Origin of the sequence: Nocardia asteroides (assembly GCF_021183625.1) — a bacterium.
Lineage (GTDB): Bacteria > Actinomycetota > Actinomycetes > Mycobacteriales > Mycobacteriaceae > Nocardia > Nocardia asteroides_A.
In genome coordinates, this window is record NZ_CP089214.1 from 4,972,761 (window position 1) to 4,998,675 (window position 25,915).

Here is a 25,915-nt window from a genome sequence, read left to right on the forward strand (position 1 = left end):
TCCTCAGCGCCGGAGGTCGCCCTGGAGCCCGGCAAGGGTCTCCGCGACGGTGTACTCGGTGATCTCGGCATCGCCCGGTGCGCCCAGGTACGCCAGCAACTCGTCGAGCAGCAGCGGCAGCCTGCTCAGGGCGGGGTCGAAGACCTGCCAGGCGGCGATGCCGTCCTCGACGGTGTGCACCAGGGTGCCGACGTACCGATCGAGGGGGACGGAGCGCCCGTCGGGCGCGTTGCGGCCGGAGGGATCCGGCGGCGTGGTCGGGGCCCGCATCCCCTCGGCGGCGACCACGAACACGCGGGGGTGGGTGCCGAGCCGGATCAGCGCCGTCGCCATCCGGTCGGCGCGCGCGGCGGAGCCGACATCGGTGGCCCCCGGCGCGGTGTCGAGCGCTCGGATCCAGTCCATCGCCGTGTCCTCCAGGACCGGGGCCGGGTTGGTGCGCGGCGCCGGTGGCAGGGCGAAGACGTAGTCGATGAAGTCGTGCTCCCCGGGGAGCGCGGCGCGCAGGTCGGCGACGAGCTCGCGGCCGCCGCTGCCCGCGCGGTAGGCGGCCTGGACGGACCACAGGGTTCCCGGCTCGCGATCCACCCGCGCGACGAGGGCGAGCGCGGCGTGCGGCTGTCCGGCGGCGATCTCGTCCCGCACCGCCGCGGCGTACGCGCGCGCCTCCGGCGTATCCCCCCGGTGCGCGGAGCCGGGGACAGGCGGTGCCGACGCCGGGGCCGGCTCAGGCTCGCCGGTCAGCAGCCGCGCCAGGCGGGACGCCTCGGCGTCGGTCAACCGGCCCGTTTCGCGGGCCGACCGCACGGCCGCGGCGAGCGGTGTCGTGTGGAGCTGCCGGTAGGTGCCATCGAGGAAGGCGGGATCGCGCCGCACGGTCGCGTGCCGCAGCGTGCCGAGGAGCGCGCGGACATCGATCGGGCCGGTGCCGCGCAGGGCCGCGGCGAGCCGCGCGGCGTACTCCTCGTCGGCGTCGGTCTCCCGGTTCAGCGCCAGGAAGTCGGGGAACCGGGTCGGCAGGTGGTGCTGCAGGAGGTGCCGGAGCGCTGGGTTGTCCGCGAGCAGCCCGACCCGGGCCGGGTTGCCGCGCAGCCTGGATTCGATGAGGTCGAGGATGGTGTCCTCGGCAGGTGGCGTCCCCTCGGCCGCCCGGTCGAGCACGGCGGCGCGGATCTCGCCGCCCAGGCTCCGGCGGGCCAGCACATGCACGCTCCGCAGCAGGCGATCGTCGGCGTCGCCCGCGGCGAGGAGCCGGTCGAGTTCGGGCAGCGAGCCGGGGCGGCGCACCTCGCCGTCGGGCCCGGGGGGAAGCAACCGGCCGGGGGCGAGCGCGATCGCGTGCGAATCGGTGACGACGACGGTCTGCTCGCGCAGGTACCCGTCCCTCGTCCAGCGCAGCCAGCCCCGGTCGGCGGCGTCGTCCTCGGCGCGGCGCGCGGCGAAGGTGTCGACGATCCGGTCGGCGGGCCCCTCGAACCACTCGGCCCGCTCGGCGTCGAGGTTGATCGTCCGCAGCCAGTCGCGGCTCGGCACCGGCTCGTCGGCCACCGCGGGATCCCAGACCATCCACTCGGCCTTCCCGTCCCGGCCCCGCGTGTACACCAGGTTGGCGACGTGGTGCAGCCAGTTCAGCGCGGTGACCGAGCCGTCCGGGAGGGTCTGGTTCATCATCAGCTCCGCGCCGTTGACCAGAATCTTGCGCGGCTCGGTGCCGAGCGAGATCAGCTCCAGCGCGACGTGATGCGCCGACTGGACGCAGCCGGTGTCGAGGTAGCCGAACGGCATCGGGTAATCGCCGGACCAGTGTTCGAACCGGCTGCCCGCGAGGTGCTCGAACCAGGCGATCGCCGTGCCCCACTCCACCGGCACCGGCTCGCCGCCCGGCTCCCAGGACGAGCCCGGCTCCGCGAAGATGTGGTCCAGGTACTGCCGGTCCGCCGGCAGGTGGTCACGCAGATCGGCGGCCAGGTCGCGGCCGCCGGTGGCGTCGCGGTAGGCGTCCTGGAGCGCGCGCAGGCGGCGCGGATTGCGGTCCAGCTGTTCGACGAAGGCCAGCGTGTGGTCGATATCGCGCATCTCGAGCATCGCTGCCACGTACGCGCGCACCTGCGGCGCCGCCCCGGAGTGCCCCGGTGGCAGCGCCGTCCGGGGCGGGGTCACCCCGGCGGGTAGCTCGTTCCTCGGCTGCCAGCCCATCAGCCGGGCGAGCCGGCGTTCCTCGGCCGCGGTCAACCGCCCCTGCCGCACCGCCTCCCCGGCCACGTCCCGCATGGGCCTGCCGGAGGCGCCGAGGAACGCGTCGTCCAGCCGGTGCGCCGCGTGCGCGGCGTCGGCGTGCGTGAGGATGGTCAGTACCCGGGCGAAATCGACCCGGGTGTCGCCGGACAAAGCGGTGCTCAGCGCGGTGGCGTAGGCCGCTCGGGATGCGGATTCGGCGTCGGAGCGGGAGTCCGGGGCGGCGACGGGCGGCGCTACGGCCGATTCCCGCTCGGTGCCCGCGGTGTCGGGAAGCAGGACCTCGGCGTCGAGAATGATCAGGTCCTCGGCTTCGTCCCTGGTCGCTCCCGTGATGCGGTAGCGGGTGTCGCGGGCGAGGAGGAGTTCGTTGCCGTCGTGCACCCCGCTCTTGCGTCCGATCCACAGCCCGTGCGCGCCCGGTGGCACGGTCAGATTCAGCCGGTAAGCGAACGGCCGCGTGTCCGGTGTGACGACCAGGTCGCGACCGACCGCGGTGGAGAGGTAGCCGGGTTCCCGCTGCACGGTGCCGACGAACTGCCGCGCCATCTCGTCGAATTCCTTCGAGGGTTTCTCGCCGTCGTGGGTCCGCAGGAAGCCGATGTAGTCCAGGCCGCGCACGACCCGGATCGGTTCGCGGTTCGGCAGCGGTTGCCCGGTCGCCTCGTCGAGCAGCTCGATGCCCTGCTCCAGGCGGTCGATACGGGGTTCGGTGCCGTAGTACTTCCGGAAGAGCGGCTGCAGCATCTGCCGGTAGTTCTCGGCCTGCCGGATCATCTCGATGACCCTGTCGTACTCGCTGGGCACGGTGCCGATCCGATCGAGCAGCTGCCAGAGCTCGCCGGCCCGCCGCTGATCTCCGAGCACCGGACCGATGGCGTCCGCCCCGGCTCGGTGGTGCGCCACGAGTTCGGCGAGCGGGGGGTCTTCCCGCCCCGTCAGTTCGGTCAGCAGCGCCGCGTAGCGGGCGCCCTCGCGCCCGTCGGCCAATTCCCGCGCGAGGAGGTCGGGGCCGCCGCGCAGCAGGTCGTTGAAGATCGTGTTGGTGTCGTAGGTCCACACCGCGTGTTGCTGCATCGGGGTGAGCAGGTGCCAGCGGTTCAGCACGGTCTCGCCGTACGCAAGGCCGGCGGCGTCGGAGCCGAAGGCGCGGACGCCGCCGGCATCGACGGTCCCGATATCGGCGTGCCGCGTCCCGGTCGGTGGCGGCTGTTGCCGGTGTCCCGGCGGTGGTTCGAAGGCGACGGGGGTGTGCAGGTCGGCCACGGCGAGCCGGAGCGGGGCACCGTCGTCGGTGCGCGCCACGTGCAGGTGGCCGGGGTGTTCGGCGGAGGCGTAGAGCAGGGTGAAGGGGGCCTCGGCGCTGCCGTGGGAGTAGATGTCGCGTGGTGCGCCGGGCCGGAGCACGACGAGGTTGAGCGCGAGTTCCTCGGCGGCGATGGGCAGCAGGTCGGTGCTCATCAGGTGGTCGGTGGGCAGCGCCGGGTCGCGGAGGACGCCGAGCAGATGGTGCAGCCGGTCCCGGGCGCGTTGCTTGATGGCTTCGTCGAACTGCCGGACCGATTCCTCGAACTCCTCGGCCGCGCGGGTCCGCGCCGCGACCACATCGGCCGGTTCCGGTAGCGGATCGCTGACGCCGATCTCGCCGCGCATGAAGAGGGCGTAGTGCGCCTCGGACCGGCGCAGCCGCTCCCTGTTCTGCGCGAGGCCCCAGCGTGCCCGGCGCCTTTCCTCGATTCCCAGCTCCAGCCGTCCCGCGGGGGTAAAGGAGGGGAGCAGATCGACGTAGTGGTCGAGGTTGGCTGCCATGCGCTCAGCCAGCGCGGTGCGCAGCTCCCCGGCGGTCCGGTATCCGGCCGGAGGCACGAGCACCTCCAGCAGCTGGTTGCCATTGGCCGGGGCCGCCTGCCAGACCGGTTCGGCCGGTTGCCGGGGGTGGCTGCTCGGCTCCGCCGCAGGCCAGGGTTGGCTGCTGGGCTCGGCCGCTGGCTGGAGGTGGCTGCTGGGCTCGGCCGCTGGCTGGGGGTGGTTGGTCGGCTCGGCCGCGGGCCGGGGGTGGCTGCTGGGCTCGGCCGCGGGCCGGGGGTGGTTGGTCGGCTCCGTCCGCACCGGCGGCGCGGCTGCGGCGGGGCCGCGGAGCCGGGTCGCGAACCGCCGCAGGCGGCGGGAGCCGAGCAGGCGGGCGTGGCCGGGTGTCCTGCTGTCGATGACGGGGCTGGGGTTTTCGGGGGCGCCGATGCGGATGCCGGTGGGGAAGGTTCGGGGCGTGGCGACGGGGGAGAGCCGTGGGTGGGCGATCTGGCCGTCGGGGGTGTAGAGGATGGCGTGGACGGCGGTGTGCGGGCGCTGCCCCGGTGCCGTGTGGCCGGGGTCGGCGGCGTCGTGCACGCGGATGGTTCCGCTGTCGTTCACCATCCGGTAGGCGTGGCCGCCGATGCCGTCCGCCGTCGCGGTGGTGTGGACGGTGACGACCAGGGCCTGCGCACCGTAACCCTGGGTGAGCAGGGTGTCGGCGACGCTCTGCTGGTCGGGGTAGGCGCGCAGCTCGCCGCCCGCGGCCTGCTCGAGTTCGCTCCGACTGCGACCGGGCAGGGATGCGGGGTGTTCGGGCAGGCGGATGGTGTTGCCGCGCATGCTGTCACGGATGGCGGTCAGGGTGGTGAGGACGCAGTCGGTGCCGGTCGCCGGTGCCTGGCGCGGCCGGTGGGTGAGCGCGGCGCGGGTGGCGGTGCCGTCACCGTGGAAGATTCCCGCCGCCGGGGCGGGCGTTGTCGCGGGGGCCTTGCCCTTCCCTTCGGTTGGCCCGGTGTGGGTGGTGTCGTCGAGTACGACCTGGGCGGTGATGGTCGTGATGTCGGCGGCGTCGTCGCGGCTGATGCCGGTGATGCGGTAGCGGGTGTCGCGGGCGAGGAGGAGTTCGTTGTCGCGGGGGAGTCCGCTGTTGGGGCCGATCCACAGGGCCGGGGTGCCGGGGGGGAGGGTGAGGTCGAGCCGGTAGTGGAACGTGCGGCCGTCCGGGGTGACGACCAGGTCGTGGCCGACCGAGGTGGACATGTAGCCGGGTTCGTGCTGGACGGTGCCGAGGAGCTGGGTGTGGTCGTAGGGGTAGCTCATGCGCTCGCCGTCGCTGCCGCGGAGGAACGCGATGCCTTCCAGGCCGCGAGTGACGCGGATGGGTTCGGTGCTTGGCAGGGGGCGCATCGCCCGGTCGAGGAGGGTGATGCCGTGTTCGAGGGTGCGGATGCTCGGGGGTGTGCCGAAGTAGCGGTGCAGTGGTTGCAGGACGTCGTGGTGGTAGGGGGCGTCCCCGCGCAGCTGTTCGAGTGCCCCCTCCGGGTCCGGGGCCATGACGATCGTTTGTAGCCCTCGCCAGGTGGGACCTACGTTGTCCGGCTCCGAGAGCACGCTGTAGAGGTCGATGGGCCCGGCGTCGTGGTGTGCGCGGAGTTGTTCGAGCGTGGGTTCCTGGTTGCCGGTGAGTGCGGTGAGCAGGTCGACTTGGTGGGCGGCGCGGCTGTGTCGGTCCAGGATCTGCTGGATGGCATCGCTGCCCTCGCGCAGCAGTGTGTTGGGCAGGGCGGCGAAGTGGTAGGCCCAGACGGCGTGTTTCTGCGTCGGGGTGAGGCGGTGCCAGTGGTCGAGGACGGTTTCGCCGTAGTTCAGCCCGGCGTCGTCGGTGTCGAAGACGCGGGTGCCGGTGGGGTCGAGGTGTCCGGTGTCGGTGTGGTCGGGGTTGGTGGGTGTGGCGGGTCGGGGTTGCTGGGTGGCGGGCGGTGTGAAGGCGGCGGGGGCGCCGAGCCGGTCGGGGTGGAGCAGGTAGGGGGCGCCGGTGGGGGTGGTGGCGAGGTGGAGGTGGTCGGGGTTGCGGGCGGAGGCATAGAACAGGGTGTACGGGGTGCCGGTGGGGGCGTGGGTGTAGATGTCGCGGGGGGCGTCGGGGCGGAGCACGACGACGTTGAGGCCGAGTTCGCGGGCGGTGATGGGGAGCAGGTCGACGCTCATGAGGCGGTCGGTGGGGTGCCGCGGGTCGGTGAGGGCGGCGATGAGGTGCCGCAGCCGGTCCTGTGCGCGCCGGCGTACCGCCTCGTCGAACCGCTCGGCCGATTGCCGGAACTGCTCCTTGCGTTGCTTGCCCGCTTCGTCCACGGGCATGGACTCGGCGGCGGTGTCCAGCCCCGCGCGGCGGCGTTGCGATATCCAGTCGCCGATCTGGCGCATTTCCTCGCGGGATTGCTCGGCCTGCCGGCGCGCGCGGCGCAGTATCTCGGTCTTCGCTTCCTTCTGCCCCGCGAGGGTGAAGGTGGGCAGTAGTTCGACGTAGGTGTCGATGTCGGCGTGCAGGCGCTGGGCGAGGGTGGTGCGCATCGCCGTGCTGGTGGGGTGGCCTGCGGCGCGGGCGAGGGCGTCGAGTACCCGGTTGCCGTCCTCGGGGGACGGTGTCCAGGTCGGCGGGGAGCCGTCGGTGGCCGGGGCGGCCAGCGCGGCGGGGGTGATGGCGAACGCGGGTGTGGCGTCCGAGCGGTGGTCGCGCGCGAGCAGGTCACGGAATCGGCGGCCGGACGGCCCCGCCGCGGGCCGGGGGCGGGTGCTCTGGTCCGCGGGCGATGCGGGGGTGGTGGTCCGGCCGCCGAGGCGGGTCGCGAATCGTTCGAGGCGGCGGGAGCCGAGCAGGCGGGCCGGGCTCGACGTGGCGCCGGGATCGGGTGTGCTGCCGTCGCGGCCTGCCCGGTGGTTCTCGGGGGCGCCGATGCGGAGGCCGGTGGGGATCGTGGGGGTGGCGGCGCCGGCCGGGAGCGGCGGTGCGGCGATCTCGCCGCGGGGGGTGTAGAGGACGGCGTGCACCGGGGCGAGGTGGTTCCGGCCGGGCAGGGTGTGTTCGGGGTCGGCGGTGTCGTGGACGCGGATGGTTCCGTTGTCGTTGAACATGCGGTAGGCGTGGGCGCCGATGCCGTCGGTCGTCGGGGTGGTGTGCACGGCGACGACGAGCGCTTGGGCGCCGGGGCCCTGGATGATCAGGTTGTCCACGACGGCGTAGTCGTAGGGGTAGGCGCGCAGTTCGCCGCCCGCGGCGTCTTCGAGTTCCGCGCGGGTGCGGCCGGGCAGCGCGGCAGGCCGGGATGGCAGGCGGACGACGCTGCCCGGCAGGCTGTCGCGGATGGCGGTCAGGGTGGCGACGACGCAGTCGGTGCCGATCGGCGGGGGTGGATCGGAGCGGTGCGTGACCGTGGCGGTGCCGTCACCGAGGAACGTTCCGGTGGCCGGGGGTGCGGTCGTCGCGGGCGATTTGCCCTTGTCCTCGGTTTGGCCGGTGTGCGTGGGTTCGGCGGTGTCGTCGAGCACGACTTCGGCGTCGAGGATGACCACGTCGGCGGTGTCGTCGCGGGTCACGCCGGTGATGCGGTAGCGGGTGTCGCGGGCGAGGAGGAGTTCGTTGTCGCGGGGGAGCCCGCTGTTGGGGCCGATCCACAGCCCCGGCGTGCCGGGCGGGACGGTGAGTTCGAGCCGGTAGCCGAACGTGCGGCCGTCCGGCGTGACGACGAGGTCGTGGCCGACCGAGGTGGACATGTAGCCGGGTTCGTGCTGGACGGTGCCGATGAGTTGGGTGAAGTCGTAGGGGTAGCGCAGCGGCCGCCCGTTGGTGCCCAGCATGAACTCGATGCGTTCCAGCCCGCGCGAGACGCGGATCGGTTCGGTGTTGGGCAGCGGCCGCATCGCCTCGTCGACGGTGCGAACCCCGTGCGCGAGCACGTCGACGCTCGGCGCCGCGCCGAAGTACCGGTCGAAGAACGGCTGCCGGACCTGCTGGAACTGCTGTGCCTCGGAGATCAGCTGCATGAGGACCGCTTCGGGCTCGCTCGCGGTGAAGATCCAGCCGAGCGCCTGGGACGCCGTGTACACGCGGCGCGGTTCCAGCATCTCGAAGAGGTGGGCGCGCCCCTGCCGGTGGTGTTCGGCGAGCTCGTCCAGCGGCGGAATCGGTTTCCCGGTCAGCTCGACGAGCGCTCCGAGGCCGTCGGCGGCCCGGCGCTCCTGCTCCAGCGTGTACTCGACGGCGGTGGTGCCCTCGCGCAGCAGCGTGCTGTACATGGCGGCGAAGTGGTAGGCCCAGACGGCGTGCTGCTGCATCGGCGTGAGCCGTTGCCACTGGTCGAGGACGGTCTCGCCGTAGTTCAGCCCCGCGTCGTCGGAGTCGAAGACGCGGACCCCGGCCGGGTCGAGGTGTCCGATGTCGGTGCGGTCGGCGTTGGACGGGGTCGGCGGCCGGTGCCGGTGCGGGCCGGGGGGCTGGTAGGCGGCCGGGGTGTGCAGGGCGCCGGGGTGCAGCAGGTACGGGCCGCCATCGGCGGTGGTGGCGATGTGCAGCTCGCCCGGGTGCTCGGTGGAGGCGGAGAGCAGGGCGAACGGAGCGTCGGGCGGGCCGTGCCGGTAGATCTCCCGCGGCGCGCCCGGACGGAGCGCGACGACGTTGAGCCCCAGCTCGGCGGCGGCGATGGGGAGCAGGTCGACGCTCATCATGTGGTCGGTGGGCTGCCGCGGGTCGGCGACGGCCTCGATGAGCTGCCGCAGCCGGTCTCGGCCGCGCTGCTGTACCGCGGCGTCGAACAGCTCCGCCGACTCGTTGAACTGCTCCTCGCGGTGCTTGCCCGCTTCGTCCACCGGCATGGACTCGGCGTCGGTGTCGAGCCCCGCGCGCATGCGCTGCCGTATCCACTCGCCGATCAGGCGCATCTCTTCCCGGTCGTGCTCGGCCCGCCAGCCCGCGCGGCGCAGTATCTCGGTCTTGGCCTCCTTCTGCCCCGCCAGGGTGTATCCGGGAAGCTGCTCCGCATAGGTGTCGAAGCGTGCGGTCATGCGCTCGGCCAGGATGGCGCGCATCGCCTGCGGGCTCGGGTAGCCGAATACCGGCGCGAATAGGTCCAGCAGCCGATTGCCGTCCCGGGCCGAGGATGTCCAGGTCGGTGCGGAGCCATCGGTGGCCGGGGCGAACACCGCGGCGGGGGTGCGGGGCGGGGTGCTGTCGGCTCGGTGGTCGCGGGCGAGCAGGTCGCGGAATCGGCGGGCGGACGGTTCCGCCGCGGGCTGCGGGCGGTTGCTCTGCTCCGTCGGCGAGGTCCGGCCGCGCAGCCGGGTCGCGAACCGCCGCAGGCGGCGGGAGCCGAGCAGGCGGGCGGGGGCGGCCCCGGTGCTGACCGGGAAGGTGCCGGGGCGCGGGTCCTCGGGTGCGCCGATGCGGATGCCGGTGGGGAAGGTTCGGCTCGCTGTGTGTCCGGGGGATGGTGGGTGGGTGATGGTGCCGTCGGGGGTGTAGAGGATGGCGTGCAGGAGGGCTGGGGGGTGTTGTCCGGGTCGGGTGTGTTCCGGGTCGGCGGCGTCGTGGACGCGGATGGTTCCGTTGTCGTTGTGCATGCGGTAGGCGTGGCCGCCGATGCCGTTGGAGGTGGGGGTGGTGTGGAGGGTGACGACGAGGGCTTGGGCGCCGGGTCCCCGGGTGGCGAGGTGGTCGGTGATGGCGCGCTCGTCGGGGTAGGCGCGCAGCTCGCCGCCCGCGGCCTGCTCGAGCTCTCGGCGGGCGCGGCCGGGTAGCGGTGCGGGGTGTTCGGGCAGGCGGATGGTGTTGCCGGGCATGTTGTCGTCGATGGCGGTCAGGGTGGTGAGGACGCAGTCGGTGCCGGTCGCCGGTGCCTGGCGCGGCCGGTTGGTGAGCGCGGCGTGGGTGGCGGTGCCGTCGCCGTGGAAGGTTCTCGGCGCCGGGGCGGGCGTTGTCGCGGGGGCCTTGCCCTTGCCTTCGGTTCGGCCGGTGTGCGCGGGTTCGGCGGTGTCGGCGAGCACGACTTCGGCGTCGAGGATGACCATGTCGGCGGTGTCGTCGAGAGTTACGCCGGTGATGCGGTAGCGGGTGCCGTGGGCCAGAAGGAGTTCGTTGTCGCGGGGGAGTCCGCTGTTGGGGCCGATCCACAGGGCGGGGGTGCCGGGGGGGAGTGTGAGGTCGAGCCGGTAACCGAACGCGCGGCCGTCCGGCGTGACGACGAGGTCGTGGCCGACCGAGGTGGACATGTAGCCGGGTTCGTGCTGGACGGTGCCGATGAGCTGGGTGTAGTCGTAGGGGTAGCGCAGCGGGCGTCCGTTGGTGCCGAGCATGAATTCGATGCGTTCCAGGCCGCGCGAGACGCGGATCGGTTCGGTGCTGGGCAGGGGGCGCATCGCCTGGTCGAGGATGCCGATGCCGCGTTCGAGGGTGTGGATGGTCGGGGCCGTGCCGTAGTACCGGTGCAGTGGTCGCAGGACGTTCTCGTAATGCGCGGCGTCCGTGCTCAGCTGTCCCAGCTCCGCTTCCGGATCCGCCGCGGAGAGGATCGTCTGCAGTGCTCGCCAGGTGGGACCTACGTTGTCCGGCTCCGAGAGCGCGCTGTAGAGGTCGATGGGCCCGGCGTCGTGGTGTTCGCGGAGTTGTTCGAGTGTGGGTTCCTGGTTGCCGGTGAGTGCGGTGAGCAGGCCGAGCTGATGGGCGGCGCGGCTGTGCAGTTCGAGAGTGTTGCGCACCGCACCGCTGCCCTCGCGCAGCAGTGTGTTGGGCAGGGCGGCGAAGTGGTAGGCCCAGACGGCGTGTTTCTGTATCGGGGTGAGCCGGTGCCAGTGGTCGAGGACGGTTTCGCCGTAGTTCAGTCCCGCGTCGTCGGTGTCGAAGACGCGGACCCCGGCCGGGTCGAGGTGTCCGGTGTCGGTGTGGTCGGGGTTGGTGGGTGTGGCGGGTCGGGGTTGCTGGGTGGCGGGTGGTGTGAAAGCGGTTTCGGCGTCGAGGCGGTCGGGGTGGAGCAGGTAGGGGGCGCCGCTCGCGGTGGTGGCGATGTGCAGATGGTCGGGGTTGCGGGCGGAGGCGTAGAACAGGGTGTAGGGGGTGCCGGTGGGGGCGTGGGTGTGGATGTCGCGGGGGGCGTCGGGGTGCAGGACGACGATGTTGAGGCCGAGTTCGCGGGCGGTGATGGGGAGCAGGTCGACGCTCATGAGGTGGTCGGTCGCCTGCCGCGGATCGGCGACGGCCTCGATGAGCTGCCGCAGCCGGTCTCGGCCGCGCTGCTGTACCGCGGCGTCGAACAGCTCCGCCGACTCGTTGAACTGCTCCTTGCGGTGCTTGCCCGCTTCGTTCACGGGCATGGACTCCGCGGCGGTGTCGAGCCCCGCGCGCATGCGGTTCGCTCGCCACTCGCCGATCTGACGAATTTCTTCGCGGTATCGCTCGGCCTCCCAGCGCGCGCGGCGCAGTATTTCGGTCTTCGCCTCCTTCTGCCCCGCGAGGGTGAAAGTGGGGAGCAGGTCGAGGTAGGTGGCGGCGTTGGCGCGCAGGCCTTGGGCCAGGGTGGTGCGCAGCGCTTTGTCGTCGGGGTGGCCGGCGGCGCGGGCGAGGGTGTCGAGTACCTGGTTGCCGTCTCCGGGGGACGGTGTCCACGTGGGCGGGGAGCCGTCGGTGGCGGGGGCGGTCAGTGCGGCGGGGGTGATGGCGAAGGGTTGTGTGTTGTCGGCTCGGTGGTTGCGGGCGAGCAGGTCGCGGAGTCGGCGGGCGGACGGTTCTGCCGCGGATCGCGGGCGGGTGGTCTGGTCCGTGGGCGTGGTGGCGCGGCCGCCGAGGCGGGAGGCGAATCGTTCGAGGCGGCGCGAGCCGAGCAGGCGGGCGGGGCCCGATGTGGTGCCGGGATCGGGTGTGCTGCCGTCGAATCCGGGCCGGTGGTTCTCGGGTGCGCCGATCCGGATGGCGGACGGGAAGCCGGGGATTCCGGCGCGGTCCGGGAACAGGGGGCGGACGATGTCGCCCCGCGGGTTGTACAACACGGCGTAGATGGCGGCGTGCCGGCGCTGCCCCGGCACCGTGTGGCCGGGGTCGGCGGCGTCGTGCACGCGGACGAAACCGCGCTCGTTGACCATCCGGTAGGCGTGCGCGCCGATGCCGCCCGCGCTGGGAGCGGCGTGCTCGGCGACGACGAGCGCCTGGGCGCCCGGCCCCTGGATCATGAGGTTCCGGACGATCGCGCGCTCGTCCGGGTAGCCGCGGAGTTTGCCGCCCGCGGCCCGCTCCAGTTCCCCGCGCGTGCGGCCGGGCGACGGCGCTGGGTGCTGCGGCACCTGGATCCGGCTCGAGCCGAGGCTGTCCCGGACGCCGGTCAGCGCGGTCACGACGCAGTCGGTACTCGCTTGCGTATTCGGCGAGACCGGCCCCGGCCGCGCCGAATCCGTCCGGTTCGCGACCGCGGCGAGGATCGTGGTGCCGTCACCGCGGGCCGTGCGCCAAGGGCGTGACGGGGCGGCGCTGCTCAGCTGGGTGCGCAAACGCTGCACGGGGCTCCGGAAGAGATCACGAAGGTGGCGGCGGTGCGATGCGCTCTCGGTGGGGCGGGATGGGGTGGCGTCGGCCGCCCGGTCCGGAAGGGCGCGGATGCGGGTGACGAGGCCGCGCAACCGGTGTGCGGGGCCGGGAGTGTCGCGGGTGTGCGGGATCGGGTCGCCCGGCCGCGATGGAGTGGCGTTCGCTGCGGTGGTGTGCGGCCCGGCGCTGCCATCGGACGCGGGTACTGGTCGAGGTGCGGGTGTTGTGAGGGGTGCGGGCGCCGTGTGGGGTGCAGGTGCCGTGTGAGGTGTGGGCGCCGGAAAGGGTGTGAGCGCTGTGTGGGGTGCGGGTGCCTTGTGAGGTGTGGGCGCCGGGAGGGGTGCGGGTGCTGTGAAGGGTGTGGGCGCTGTGTGGGGTGCGGGTGCTGGGAGTGGTGCCTGTGCCGTGGGGGGTGCGGGAGCGGGGTGGGACCCGTCTTGCGGTGCGGTCGGCGTGGCGGGGGGCGCGACGACCTGGGCGGGCTGGGCCGCGCCGACCGGTGTGGCCTCGAAGGCGAGGGGTATCGCCTGACTCTCCGCGAACACCTCCGGCATCGCCATCGGTGTGAACGGCGCCGAGGTGACAGGTTGCGGAAGCGCGGGCAGCCTGAGATCGGTGCTCGGCACCGTTCCGCCGGAGAAGCGCGAGCTCCGCTCCCTGGTGACCGCGCCGAGCCGCCGCCAGCCGCGCGCTGGAGGTTGCCGCCCGTCCCGGCTGCCGAGCGGCGGGAGAGTGGCTGCGGGGCGGATGGCCTCGGCGGGCACGGCCAGGTAGTAGTGGTCGGCGGCGACGAGCACCGAGCCGTTCGGCGTGGCGTCGCTGTCCGCGCCGAAGGTCTGGCCGCCGCGGGTGATCCCGTGCGCGTAGAGACGCACGATGGTGCCCTGGGTCGCGAGTGCGGTCGCCGCGGCATGCGGGACCAGGTCGAAGATGTCGACGTTCCATATCCCCCTGCGCCGTATCCGTTCGACCTGCCGGTCGAAGGTCGCGCTGTGCCTGGCGAGGTCGTCCGGTGAGATCGGCGCGCGCAGTTGCTCCGGGGTGAGCGCCGCGCCGTCGTTCTCCGCGGCGGCCATGATGTTCAGGAAGGTCGCCAGGTAGTCCGGTCGCCGTGGCCCCGACAGTTCGTCGGCGGTGAGCCGGCGCAGCTCGGTGAGGCGCTCGTGGAGTTCCCTGCGTGAGCGTGGGGGCGCACTGTAAACCAGGCGCTCCAGGCCGTGGAAGAAGCAGTCGCCGTCGGCGGGCATCGATTCCCAGACGTGCCCCTCGGGTGCGGGAATGCCGTTCACAACCGGAGATCGCTCGCCGCCGACCCGGCCGACCGCCGGGGAGGACGGGTAGCGCCTGCCTCGCTTCGGCGCGAAGAGTGAGGGCGTCGCCTTCGGCCCCGTCCGCTTCGGTGTGCTCGCGGCGTCGGGCTCGGCCGCGGTCGCGGCCTTGGTCGCGGCGTCGGGCTCGGCCTTGCCCTTGCCCTTGTCCGTATCGGACTGCGCGGAAACGGGTTTCGGGACCTGCGAGCTCTCCGGCGCAACGCCGGCCTTCGGGACGATCACACTGTCCGGCGGCGTCTCGATGGTGCGCAGGACCATGTCACCGGTCACCCAGACGGTCCCCTCCGGCCCGCGCACCTCGACGAGCGCGAGCGTGCGCACCCGCTGCCCGGCGGTCGGCGCATTGGTGCGGAAGAGCTTGCGCCGGACGTTGCCGCCACCGCCGCTGCCGCCCTTGGTCGCGGTCTGGCCACCGAGCGGAAGGGCGGTGATACCCGCGCGGTTGTTGTTGTTCTCGGTGAGCTTGCCGGTCATGCTGAAATTCAGCGCGACCGTCGTGCCGTGTTCCTCGCCGGAGGCGGCGCTGTCGACCGTGAACTCGAAGCGGTCGATGGCGGTCGAGGTGGTGGCGTCCTCTTCCCGCAGCGCGTACAGGCTGACCTTGACCTCGATGCCGTCGACGGTGATCTCGGCGGCGTGCTGCCGCGGGGCGGGCGCGCCGTCCGACGGCTCGACGTTGAGGAACGGCGCGGTGGACTGCGGGCCGAGCCGCGTGAAGTTGCCGCTCGCCACGAGCGTGACGAGGCGGTTGTACGTCGCCTCCGCCGAACGGGTGCCGTCGTTGCCGCGCAGCGCGGGATCCACGGCCAGCAGCGCCGCGGCGAGCTGGGGCGACGCGTCGAACTCCCGGATGTCGAAGGACAGCGTGGGACGCCACGGCTCCCGCGACAGCAGCGCGCGCACGTCCGCGGGGATCTTCCCGGCCTGCTCGGTGCGGGCGGACTCCGTTCCGGTCTCGCGCGCGGACGGATCGAACGAGAAGATCCCCGGCCTGGTGCGAACGACCGCGGGGGCGTCGGAGCGCACCGCCGGGAGCGGCTTGGTGTCCGAAACATGCAGGCGGACATGGGAGGTGGCTCGCACCGTGGAGGATTCGGTGGCGCCGGGAGGGGGAAGCTCGGCCGGGACGAGCCCCTGCGCGACCGCGAGCCCCTGCCCGGCCATGATCATCGCGTTGCCGAGCTTCTCGGCCAGGTACGCCGTCAGGACCTCGGTCATCGGCCGCCAGTCGACGGTGACGGTGTACTCGGTCGGGACCTTGAACTCGTACTGCGCGTCGGCGCTGCGCTGCCACGCGCTCAGATCGCGGGTGGAGGTCTGGGTGTCGCTGTGCGTGCTACTGCGCCCGACGCCGACCGTGAAGGCGGGGCGCAGCCCGCTGTCCTTGGTCTCGGTGCCGGTGCTCCGGCCACCGATGGTGACGTTCAGCTCGTTGCTCCGGGAACGGCTGTTCTCGACGCTGGTCGCGTCCGGTTCGAGCAGGGCGTTGCCGTCGGCCCGGATGTGCCGGTGGACATTGTCCAGGGCGGCGGTGCGGGGCACCTGCTTGCCTTCCAGCGTGGCCAGGGTGGTGCCCGCCGGCATGTCCGCGTCCCGCCGGGGGCGGGCGGTGAAGGTGACGCCGACCAGGCGGGGAAAGAGCCCGGTCCGGTCGACGAAGTGGAACGAGTGGTTGCCCTCGGACCCGGCGTTGGCGAGGTTCCGCACGCCGAAACTCGTGGTGTGCGCGTTGATCAGCGTGGCGACGCCGGGGTGGTAGTTGTTCGAGCCGACGACGGTGGCGCCGGGTGCGAGCTTCTCCACCAGCGCCGTGGCGGCGTTCTCCAGGGCGCCGCGGCCGTCGTCGAAGACGACCTCGGTGACCGCGCCGAAGGAGAGCAGCCCCTTGGCGGTCGCCGGTTCGTCGGTGCGTGCGCCCGTGTAGGCGTCGGGGAGCAGGCGGCGCTCGGTCTGCGCCCAGGTCTTGTCGCTCTGCTGCACCCGTTCCTCGGGGACCACCGGGTCGGCGACGCCCTTGTTCGCGGCCCACCGGCGTACCAGCGCCAGGTACTCGGGGTTGTTGTGCAGGTCGTTGTCGGTGAGGAAGAACTCGAATCGCCGCGGCCCGTCGACGATGCCGATGCGGGTGCTGGTGGGCTTACGCGCCATCGCGTTGTGCACGAAGTTGCGCAGGCCGGTCTTGACTGTGACGAGGTAGTGGGAGTCGGCGAGGAAGCGGTACACATTGCCGCCGTAGTCGGAGGTGACCCGCATGGTGTCGGTGGTGTCGGCGGCGGTGACCTGCTTGCTGGTCGAGTCCGTGGCGTGCCAGCCGCCGCTGGGGCGGAAGCCGCCGTCGGCCTTGGCGCCGTAGGCGCCCTGCAGGCTGAGCCCGCCCTCGTTGCCGCTGGTGTGCGTCTTCCCGCGCGCGGTGGTGTTGGTGCCCTCCAGCCAGTGCTCGGTGTCGATGGGCACCGGGCCGAGCGTTTCGATGTTGTCGAGGAAGCCGCGGATGTCGATGCTGTAGTCCCTTCCGGCGACGTTGCCGGAAACCTCGGCCTCGATCTTGTGCGAGTCGCGGAAGACCAACGGCGCGAAGGAGGTCGAGTGATGCGGCGACAGCGCGGCGTGCACGACCGATGCCACCGCTGAGGTGGGGTGCAGCACCGGGACGCCGAATGCGGTGCGCCACAGCCAGTGGCCGAGGCCGGAGGCTCGGTCCCACACCCAGGTGCCGATGTCGGGCTGCGCCGGATCGCCCTCCTCGGTCGCGGCCGCCGCGCTGTCGTCGGGCCAGGCGCCGGGCGGTCGCGGGAGGCTCTCGCTCGCGCCGTCCGCGGCTTCCGCCGGGTCGGCCTCGTCGTCGGAGAGCTCGAAGTAATCGGGGTGGGGCAGCTCGGTGATGTCGATCTCGGCGGGCACGTCCGGGCGCTCGGGCAGGACGGCGGGCGCGGCGGGCGCGGGCACCGCCAGGGTCGGCAGCTCGATGTTCTCCGGTTCGGGAGTGCGCGGGCCGAACCACGACCGGACGGCGGCGGTGAACGCGCTCGCGTCCGGCAGGAAGGCGCCGAGGCTCCGCCGGGAGGCGCCCGCCGGAGCGTCGCCGATGTCCGGCCGGACGGTCGGGAGTAGGTCCGCCGGGGTCGCCGGGAAGTTGCCTGGCATCGCCGGGCGTTCCTCGTCGTCCGCGGCTTCGGCGGCTTCCCGTTCGATATCGCCGATGAGCCCCATCGTGGCCTCGTACAGGATCTCGCCGACCGGGTGGGCGGCGACCACGGCGGAGAGCGGGAGCCTGCCGACGCCGTCGTCGATCGAGGTGGTCGCGGCGCGGCCGAGCCGCTCGGTGACCTCGGCGATATCGGAGTCCCCGTGGTCCCTGATACGCGGCGCGGCGGGCCGCTCGGTAGTGCTGGTCGCGGTCGTCAGGTAGGTCGGGACGGCCAGGTGGAGGCTGCCCGTGCCCTCGATCGGGGCGGGGCCGGGCCCGTGGCTGTAGGCGATCTCCACGTAGTACCTGGTGGGCACGCCGAAGATCTGGATGCCGGGCTCGTCGGCCTTCGGCCCCGGGCTGAAGGTGTAGTTCTCCTCGGCGTGGTTGTGGTCGCTCTGGACGGTCTCCGACGTGCCGCCCGTCCGGTCGTACGAGCCGTTGAAGCTCGCCAGGGCCTGCTTGCCCTCCAGGTCGAGCGGGTTGGTGAGCGCGAACGCGACGCCGAGATCCCACTGGAACGGGGTGTTCTCGGAGCGCTCCCCGGTGGCCAGGATGACGCCGGAGTAGTTCATCGTCTGGACGTACGGGGTCATCCATTCGTGCGTGACGCCCTGGTTCGGGTCGATGTCCCCGCGGTACCCGCCGTCCTCGGTCGGGTAGGCCCGCGCGGCCTTGATGGTGACGGTGATGCGCTGGTTGTCCAGCCCGTCGGACTTCTCGAAGACCGTGCGGGAGCCGCCCTGGAGCATTTCGTCCGCCGACCCGAGAAGGTTCATCCTGGTCTTGATCTGCGCGAGCTTCCGGTAGTTCTCCAGCAGCTGATCCTTGGTGGAGTCGTGCTCGACCAGCTTCGACCAGGCACCCGCGGGGGGCAGGAACCCCCGATCGGAGACGAACGCCTCGATCCCGTCGAGCACGGGCTGCGGGATGCCGACCCGCAGCGGGGTGACCAGCAGCCCGAGCCGGTTCAGGTGCAGCAGGTCGGGGGGCAGGTAGCGCGGTTGGGTCGGCTTGCTGCCCAGCGAGGCCTTGGACGGCACCAGCATGTTGATCGGGTAGCGCTTGCCCGGCGCCGCGGCCGGATCGGCCGGGGCGAGCGGGCTGCCCGCCTTCGGCTGGATCTCCGGCCCGTCGGGCCGGACGAAGGTGATCTCCACCTGCATCTCGGGGGTGATGTGCAGCAGATGCGCGACCAGGCGCAGCGCGCGCGAGGTGTAGGCCCGGCCGCCGTAGGCGATGGACCGGCTGAGCCGCTGCACGCCGCCGACGGTCAGGGGGGTGAGGTTCGCGCCGACCCGGGGGTAGCCGGTCGACTCGTAGGGCTTGGCCTTTCCCAGCCCGAAGGAGAGCGACAGCAGCCCGCCGTGCGCATTGGCGATGGTGGAGGTGGCGAGCGTGCGCAACGCCCGCAGCACGTTGAACTCGAGCCGGGAGGCATTGGGCGTCGTGGTCGGGCCGGTGAGGGTCTGCCCGCCGTGGAAGTCGGGGATCCGCGCCTGGAAGAAGCCGAGCGGCTTGCCCGCGGCGGTGTACAGCGTCGGCGACTGCACCGAGCCGCCGTGCATGATCGGGATGTTGCCGCGGAAGTTGCCGAAGAACTCCCGCAGCTGCGCCGCTGAGCTCTGCGAGACGTGCTCGACCTGGTCCGGGAACGAGGCCATGACATCGGCGAAGAGCCGGTCGTGCTGCGGGAAATCGAGCGGCCCGTAGAAGGGCAGCTCCGCGAGGGAGAGGTGCGGCTCCGGATTCGCCGGATCCTGATGGAACGGCGGCGGGACGGTGGCGTCGTCCGCGGGGTCGACCACCGGCAGCCCGGTGCTCTCGTCCAGGAACTTCGGGAACCACGCCACCAGATCGTCCGGTGCGGGCTCCGCGATGGGCGTCCAGCCCTCCGCCTCCGGCAGCGTCGGCGCCAGCACACCGGCGATCCCGTCGTCGTTGAGCCGGAGCTCCCACTGCATCTCGTAGTCGTGCGGCACCGCGGCGGCTTCGGTGCTGCGCTTCTTGATGATCGACTGGATCGTCGAGTAGGTGGAGGAGCCCGATGACAGCTCGTTGTGCGTGAAGGTGGGGCGCACCGAGAAGCCCACCCGGAGGAAGGTCTCGTCGAAGATGTCCCACAGGCGGCTGTACAGGAGAAGTCCGAAGGACCGCAGATTGTGGCTGCCCGTCGAGTCGCTGTTCTCGACCTGCGCGTAGGTCCAGTCCTGCGTACTCACCGTCGGCCCCTCGTTGGGCCGGGAATCCGCTCGCGCCCGCAGTTTCAGGCGCAGGAACACCGGATACGGCTTGCCCCGGTACTCCACGCTGAGCGGCAGCCCGGACGGGCTCAGCAGCCGGTCCATCTCGGCGGTGGTGAGGCGATGGGTGAGCTTCCGGCCGACGGCATCGCGGAACTCCTGGTCGGGCGCGCCCGTCGCCGCGGCGCGCAGCCCGGTCGCGCGCAGGGCGCGGCCGACCCGCGCGGTCGCCGGACCGGTGGCCAGCATGCGCTCGACCGAATCCCGGAATTGCTGGTCGACCTCGAGATTCTCCAGGGCCGTGCGGATCTCGCCGGGGGTCGCGTCCGGGTTGTGCTCGCGCACCTCCTGCAGCCACTGGGTCGCCTCGAACTTGCCGCCCCTGGTCTCCACCACGTGGATCACGTTCCGGCGCAGCCAATCGATCGTGCGCTGCGGAACCGGCCAGACGTGGACCAGCCCCTGGGCGCCCTGCCGCGCGGCGCCGAAATTCCGGACCGGGTCGCTCAGCGGGCGGGCGCCGATCAGGGTGTTCTCCGGCAGCTCCTCGGCGTTCGCGGGGGCGATGAACACGGGCAGCCCCGCCGCGTCGTAGAGCACCGCGTGGGTGTGCGTCGTCTCGTGCGGGAGGTGCGGCGGGAAGTTCCTGGTGTCGGGGTCGGCGGAGTCGTGCACCGCGACGACGCCGTCGGCGCCGAGGCGCAGCAGGTAGGCGTGGGCTCCGGCGCCGTCGGTGCCGGTCGGGCCGCGGTAGGCATCTACCACCAGCGCCACCGCGCCCGGCCCGAGCGGGGTCAGCTGGGCGGCGATGTCGCCGTGATCGCGGAACGGCCGCAGCGGCGCACCCGCCAGGCCGGGCAACGCCTCGGCGGTGATCCCGGTGACGCCGCTCGGCACCACGCCGAACTGCGGCGCCGGGCGTCCGGTGAACGCCGAGAGCTGCTCCAGCGCGACGATGACGCAGTTCGGCAGGCGCGCGGGCGGGGTCGGCGCCGCGGTGGTGAACCGCGGCTGCTCCCCGGTGCGCTGCGGCTCCGCCGACCCGTCGTGCACCGGCACATCCCGGTCGTGCCTGGCCGGGACCGCGACCTCCGCTGCGGGGTGTCCGGGCCGGTGCGGCGGGTCGAGCGCGGGAATCGCCCGGTGCGGCGGCTGCGCGCCGGGCATGCGGCCGCCCGGCTGCTCGGGGGCTGGGACGGGCCGCAGGGGCGGGCCGTCGTGCCCGCGCACCGCGCTGCTGCCGTCGCCGGCCGGGGGCAGGCGTTCCGCCCGGGCCGGGGCGCCATCGGGGGCTTCGGGGGGACGGGCGGCGGGACGTCCGGCGCCGCTGTCGGCCGCGACCGGCGGCGCGCGCGCGAGCTCCGCGCCGCCGCGGTGCGAATCCAGCAGGTGCTGCTCCACCGCCGCCTTCTGCAGCGGCGTGGCGAAGTCGCGCAGGTCGCGCTCGGCGGTGCTGAGCGCGGCCCTGGCCTCCGTCAGCGTCGCCTCGGTGGTCGCGCTCGGAGCGCCGCGGTGCGCCGCGGTGGCGTCGCGGTGCTCACCCGCCGCCTCCCGGTAGCGCGTGATGAAGGTCGTGACCCGCGCGTCCGGTGCGGCGCTGCGGTAATCCTCCGGCGAGATGTAGTGCACGGCCTCGCCGGGGGTGCCGCCGGTCTCCCAGTCCCCGTTCGGGTTGCCGCTGCGGGCCGCGCGGGTCTCGGCCTGGTGGTTCACCCGCTCCGAATAGGCGGGGCCGCCACTGATCTTCACCTTCAGCCCGCCGTTCGCGATGGCCGCCGCGGACGGGGTGATATCGACGCCACGGCCCATCATCTTGTTGCCGAGGATGATCCGGCCCAGCTCACCACCGTTGGCGATGATCCGCTGCAGCTCCTCGTTCGCCCGGTCCCTGCTCCCGTGCGAATCGACCCAGGCGACGTCGAGTGCGTCGTAGGCGACGGCGAGGCCGCGCTCCGCCGCGGCCCGATCGAGCGCCTCGGAGAGCCGGGCGACGTCGGCGTTGTCCATGGCGATCGCCAGCTGCGGTGCGCCCCGCTGCTCCCAGGCCCCGGTCTCGGGGTGCCGCACGAACGCGGTGTCGAGGATGTCGTCGGCCATGGCGGCGAACTTGTCCGCGCCGGAGCTGAAGTGCCTGGCGTCCGGGGTCGCGAGCTGCGACTTGAAGAATCGGTCCACCTTGGCGATCGGCCCGGTGCCGTACTCCGCGTGCATGACGTCCTCGACGCCGCGGGGATTGCCCTCCGAGGGGGTGAGCAGGGTCCCCGACATCCCGGTGATGTGGTCGAAGTGGCCGCCGGTGAAGATCTGCTTCCCGGTGACGCTCAGCGAATGCTCCGAATCCGCCGTGATCGCCAGGCCGTGTTTCGCCTCGAGATACTTCGCGAAACCGTCCCACCGGCTCGAGCTCTGCTTCTCCGGATCGTCCATCACCTGGTCGTTGGTCTGCGAGGCGATGATCTTGATCTTGCCGTCCTCGCTGATGTGGTAGTCCGAGTTCCGCTCCGGCCCCCAGGCCGCCTGCGCGGCGTGCGCGTACTCGGCGGCGTCCGCGTCGCTGAGCTCCGAGCCGAGCATGTCCGCCAGCCTGGCCCGCCCGTCCGGGGTCAGCCGCGCGTCGAAGATCCCGCGCCGGTCCGGGTCCTTGCCGAAATCCGCCGGTCCGAGCACGCCGCGCTCCTCGGCCTGGCGCAGCGTGCCCCAGATGTCCTGCACGCGCTGCGCGAAGATCTCGTCCGCCGGACCCGACCGGCCGGGGGAGAGGACATAGTGGGTCTGCTCGTCGATCAGCTGCGCGTCGATCTCGTCGATGATGAGGCTGCCGCTGGGGAACGGCTCGAAGCGGTCGGGAATGTCCCTGGCCGCGGCCGCGGCGTCGAGCAGCCCCTTGTACTCGCGCAGCGACGGCGCCGCCTCCAGCTCCGCGCGCAGCCGCGCCAGCTCGTCGGCGGGCATGCCGCTGTCCCGCAACCGGTCGACCACCGCCTGCGCCTCCTTGACCGCACGGAAGCCGTAGTCCTGGGCGGTGCCGAGGACGATCAGCCTGCGGCCATCCGTGCGCTGCGGGAAGGGCTGGTCCGAGTCGAGGCGGTACACGTCGATGCCGAGGCCGTGCTCACCGGCCACGAGGCTCTCGAACTCGTGCTTCATATGCACCACCAGGGGGTCGCTGCTGGTCATCACATGGGCGATGCCCTGGTCCAGGACGGTGCGGGTGGCCCGGGAGATGGCGGTGAGCTCCTTGCCCTCGCCGGTGTCCATCTCGACCGGGCCGTGCTGCATGAGGATCTCCGAGGTGAGCTGGGTCCAGCGCAGGATCTTGCCGCCGGGCCCGCCGATCTCGCCGCCGGTGCCCCGCCGGAACAGCTCGATCTGCGCGGCGCGGGAATCCTGCTCCGAGCCGCCGAGCACCCGCTGCTCCAGCTCGGTGGGGCTCAGCCGCGCCAGCGGGCCGGAGCTGTCCCTGCCCGCCTGGATGTCGTAGTGCGCCAGCAGCGCCTCGGCCGCCGCCTTCGCGGCCGACACCCGCTGCCTGCGCACCAGCGGGAAGGCCTCGTCGCGGCCGATCTCCCCGGCCTGGAACGCATTCCAGGTATCGGTTCCCGCTTTCTTCGCGTCGGCCATGAGTGTGTCGACGGCCGTCGACACCAGCTGCCGGTGATCGTCGGTCGCCCGCGCGTGGGCCGCGCTCGCCTCGGCGATGCGCTTCTCGTCTCGGCTCGCCGTCGCCGTCGCGAGTGCCTGCCCGGCCTTCTCGACGCCCGCGCTCGACTGCTCGATGGCCTGCTTCACCTGGTGCTGACGCTGCTCGGTGCGCTCCTGCGCGGCCAGTCGGTGCTGCTGGGCATCCGAGGCGCGCGTGGCGGCGGGAGCACCGTGCGGCCCCGGCTCGCGCTGCGCGGTCACCGGTCCGCCCGGCGCGGTGGTGGCCGGGGCGCCGGTGAGCTTCGAACCCGACTGGATCGGGTTCGTCGTCGTCGAACTCGGGACCGCCCGTGGGCCGGTCTCTTCCCGGCGCCCGAGCGGCGCCCCGGACTCGCGACCGCTCGCGGGGGACTCACGCGCGGAATTTGGGATCGGCGCGGCCGTGCCGGTCGAGAGGCCGATGCGGGCATCGCCGATGGCGCGGACGCCGTCGATGCCGAGGCCGGGGGACTGGACCGGCCTGCCGTCGGCGGAGTAGAGCACGGCGGTCACCACCGCGACGTCGTCGTTGTCGCGGAGTACCAGCGGTGTCTCCCCGCCGGTGGCGGGATCCCACACCCACGGGGTGTCGTTGCGGACGGTCATCAGCACCGCGTGCGCGCCGACTCCGTGCTGATCGGCAGGGCCGTGGTAGGTCTCGACGACCGCCGCCTTCGCGCCGGGGCCGAGCCCGCGCAGCGCGTTGCCGACGGCCTCGTGGTTGGGGAAGGTCTGCAGGATCCCGTCGGAGCGCAGCTCGAATTCGAAGGCGTCCATGCCGCGCAGCCCCACCGGGTCCGCGGGCGGGTGGATGTCCCGGTTGCCGGGGAACTCGGTGGCCAAGCGCTGCAGCACCTGCTGGCTGCAGTCGTTGTCGCGGCGGAAGTCCGCGCGGTGGTCGGGTGTCGTGGAGTCGCCCCGGTCCGGGGAGATCGGTGTCATGGCGTCGTCGCCGAGCCCGGCGGTGTGCGCGGAGTCGTCGAGCCCGGTGTGGTCGAGCCCGGTGTGGTCGAGCCCGGTGTGGTCGAGCCCGGTGTGGTCGACGCGCCCGCCGTCCTCGGCGAACTGCGCCGTGTTCTCCGGCGTCACCGGGGATGCGAGCGGGTCGGCGCGGTGCTCGAGGGGAGCTTCGACGCGGTTCGGAGCACCGGTCTCGGTGCCCGGCGTGCGCTCTTCGCGCGGCACCTCGGCGCTCTCCTCCCGGACGACCGTGGGCTGGGAGATCTCGTCGGCGGCGTGCTGGTGGATCGCGCTCTCGGCGGGCGAGTCGGGGGAGCGGAGCTCGGCGGTCTGCTCGGCGGTGACCTGCGCCGACCCGTGGTCCAGGGATTCGGTGTCGAGCCCGGCGCGGAGCTGGTCGGTGCCATTGGCGGTGAAGGGGGTGGCCGAGAGCTCCGTGCCGCCGCCGACGACCGCCGGTTGCCCCTGGGCGCCGGGGGGCAGCTGGGTGAGCGGAGCTGTGCCGTCCGCGATCCGCTGGTCCGGGGAGTAGCTCCGCGGCGGCTGGGCCGGGCGCGCCGCCGAGTTCTCGCTGTTCGGCGCCGGTGCCTGCTGGACCGGCGAGGTGGAGCGCGAGATCTCGGCGGGGCGGGCGGGCGAGGCAACCGGATCGTGGTGCGCGACGGGGCCCGCCTGCGGGCGGCCGTCGGTCGTCGAGAGGCCGCCGAGATCGCTGCGGCCCAGCTGGGACGGCACACCGCCGGGCACGATCCCGCTCGCGTTCGGCAGCCGATCGCGGTGCTCCTGATCCTGATCCTGCGGAGGCTGCTCGACCGGGATCGGGGCGGCGGTGGCGGGACCCTCGACCGGAGCACCGGAGTTCGCGTCCTTCTGCCCGGGAAGCGCGGCGCTCCCGTCGTGGTAGGGCGGTGGCGCCTCGTCCGGAGCGCCGGAATCCACCTTCTCCCCGCCGGGCAGCCCCGCGAAGCCGTTGGCCTGATAGTGCGCCGCGACCGCCTGGCCCTGGAAATAGCCGGACACGCCGTGCATGCCACCGGCGAGACCGCCGGCGACACCACCGGCCAGCGCGGCGGGATCGAACTCCCACGTACCGGTCAGCACCCCGTAGCCGACCATGCTCGCCGTCGCACCGACCAGACCGGCCGGAATACCGGCCCCGATCGCAACCAGCCCGCCCTTCCACCAGGTCATCGGGCCGTTCTTGCTGACCCAGCCGCCCAGCGCCTTGCCGCCGTAGTGGCCGATCGGCGCGGCCACGGCACCGGCGAAACCGCTCACCGCGCCGGAGACGAGCATCTGGGAGGTGTCGAAATTCTCGCGGTGCCCCTCCGCCAGCTGGATCCCCTGGGCCAGCGCCTCGATGCCCATGCCGATCGCGGCCTCCTGGAGCGCCTCGATCGCGGTCAGCTTCCACAGCGGCCGCTCGGCCAGCCGCGCGGCGCGCGCCGCCAGCATCGTGGCCAGCCGGGAGGCGATTGTCGACATGACCCCGGCACCCGTCGCCTCGATGACCGGCACCATCCAGGCCCCGAACGCACTGGCCATCGCCCAGGCGATCTCGATGGCCATCCACGCCAGGGTGATGATGATCTGCAGCTTCGCGTACTCGACCTGCGTCCCGCAGTCGAAGACCGCCTCGGAGAGCTGCTGCAGCCCCTCGGCGATCTTGTCCAGCGAGCTGTCGCCGGAGAAGAACTGCTGGAACTGGGCTTCCATCTGATCCGCGCCGCTGCCCGCGTAGTTCTGCGCCGCGGTATCGCTCGCCGCGCGGACCTGATCGATGATCGCGGTCAGGGCATTCGCCGCCTCGGCCCAGTCCGCGCTGAGCTCGAAGAGCAGATCCTCGTCGCCCTGTGGCCACGCGGCCCCGGCGAAGTAGGACAGCCACTGCAATCCGGGTGGAATCTCGATGCTCATCGCT

1 protein-coding gene is annotated in these 25,915 nt (G+C 72.8%); it reads right to left on the reverse strand.

The window, feature by feature from the left end; all coding sequences use genetic code 11:
- Positions 1-3: 3 nt before the first annotated feature.
- Positions 4-25,911, reverse strand: a complete 25,908-nt coding sequence (locus LTT61_RS32705) for an ADP-ribosyltransferase (protein ID WP_269821788.1) — start codon at positions 25,909-25,911, stop codon at positions 4-6.
- Between the last annotated feature and the right edge of the window lie 4 nt (positions 25,912-25,915).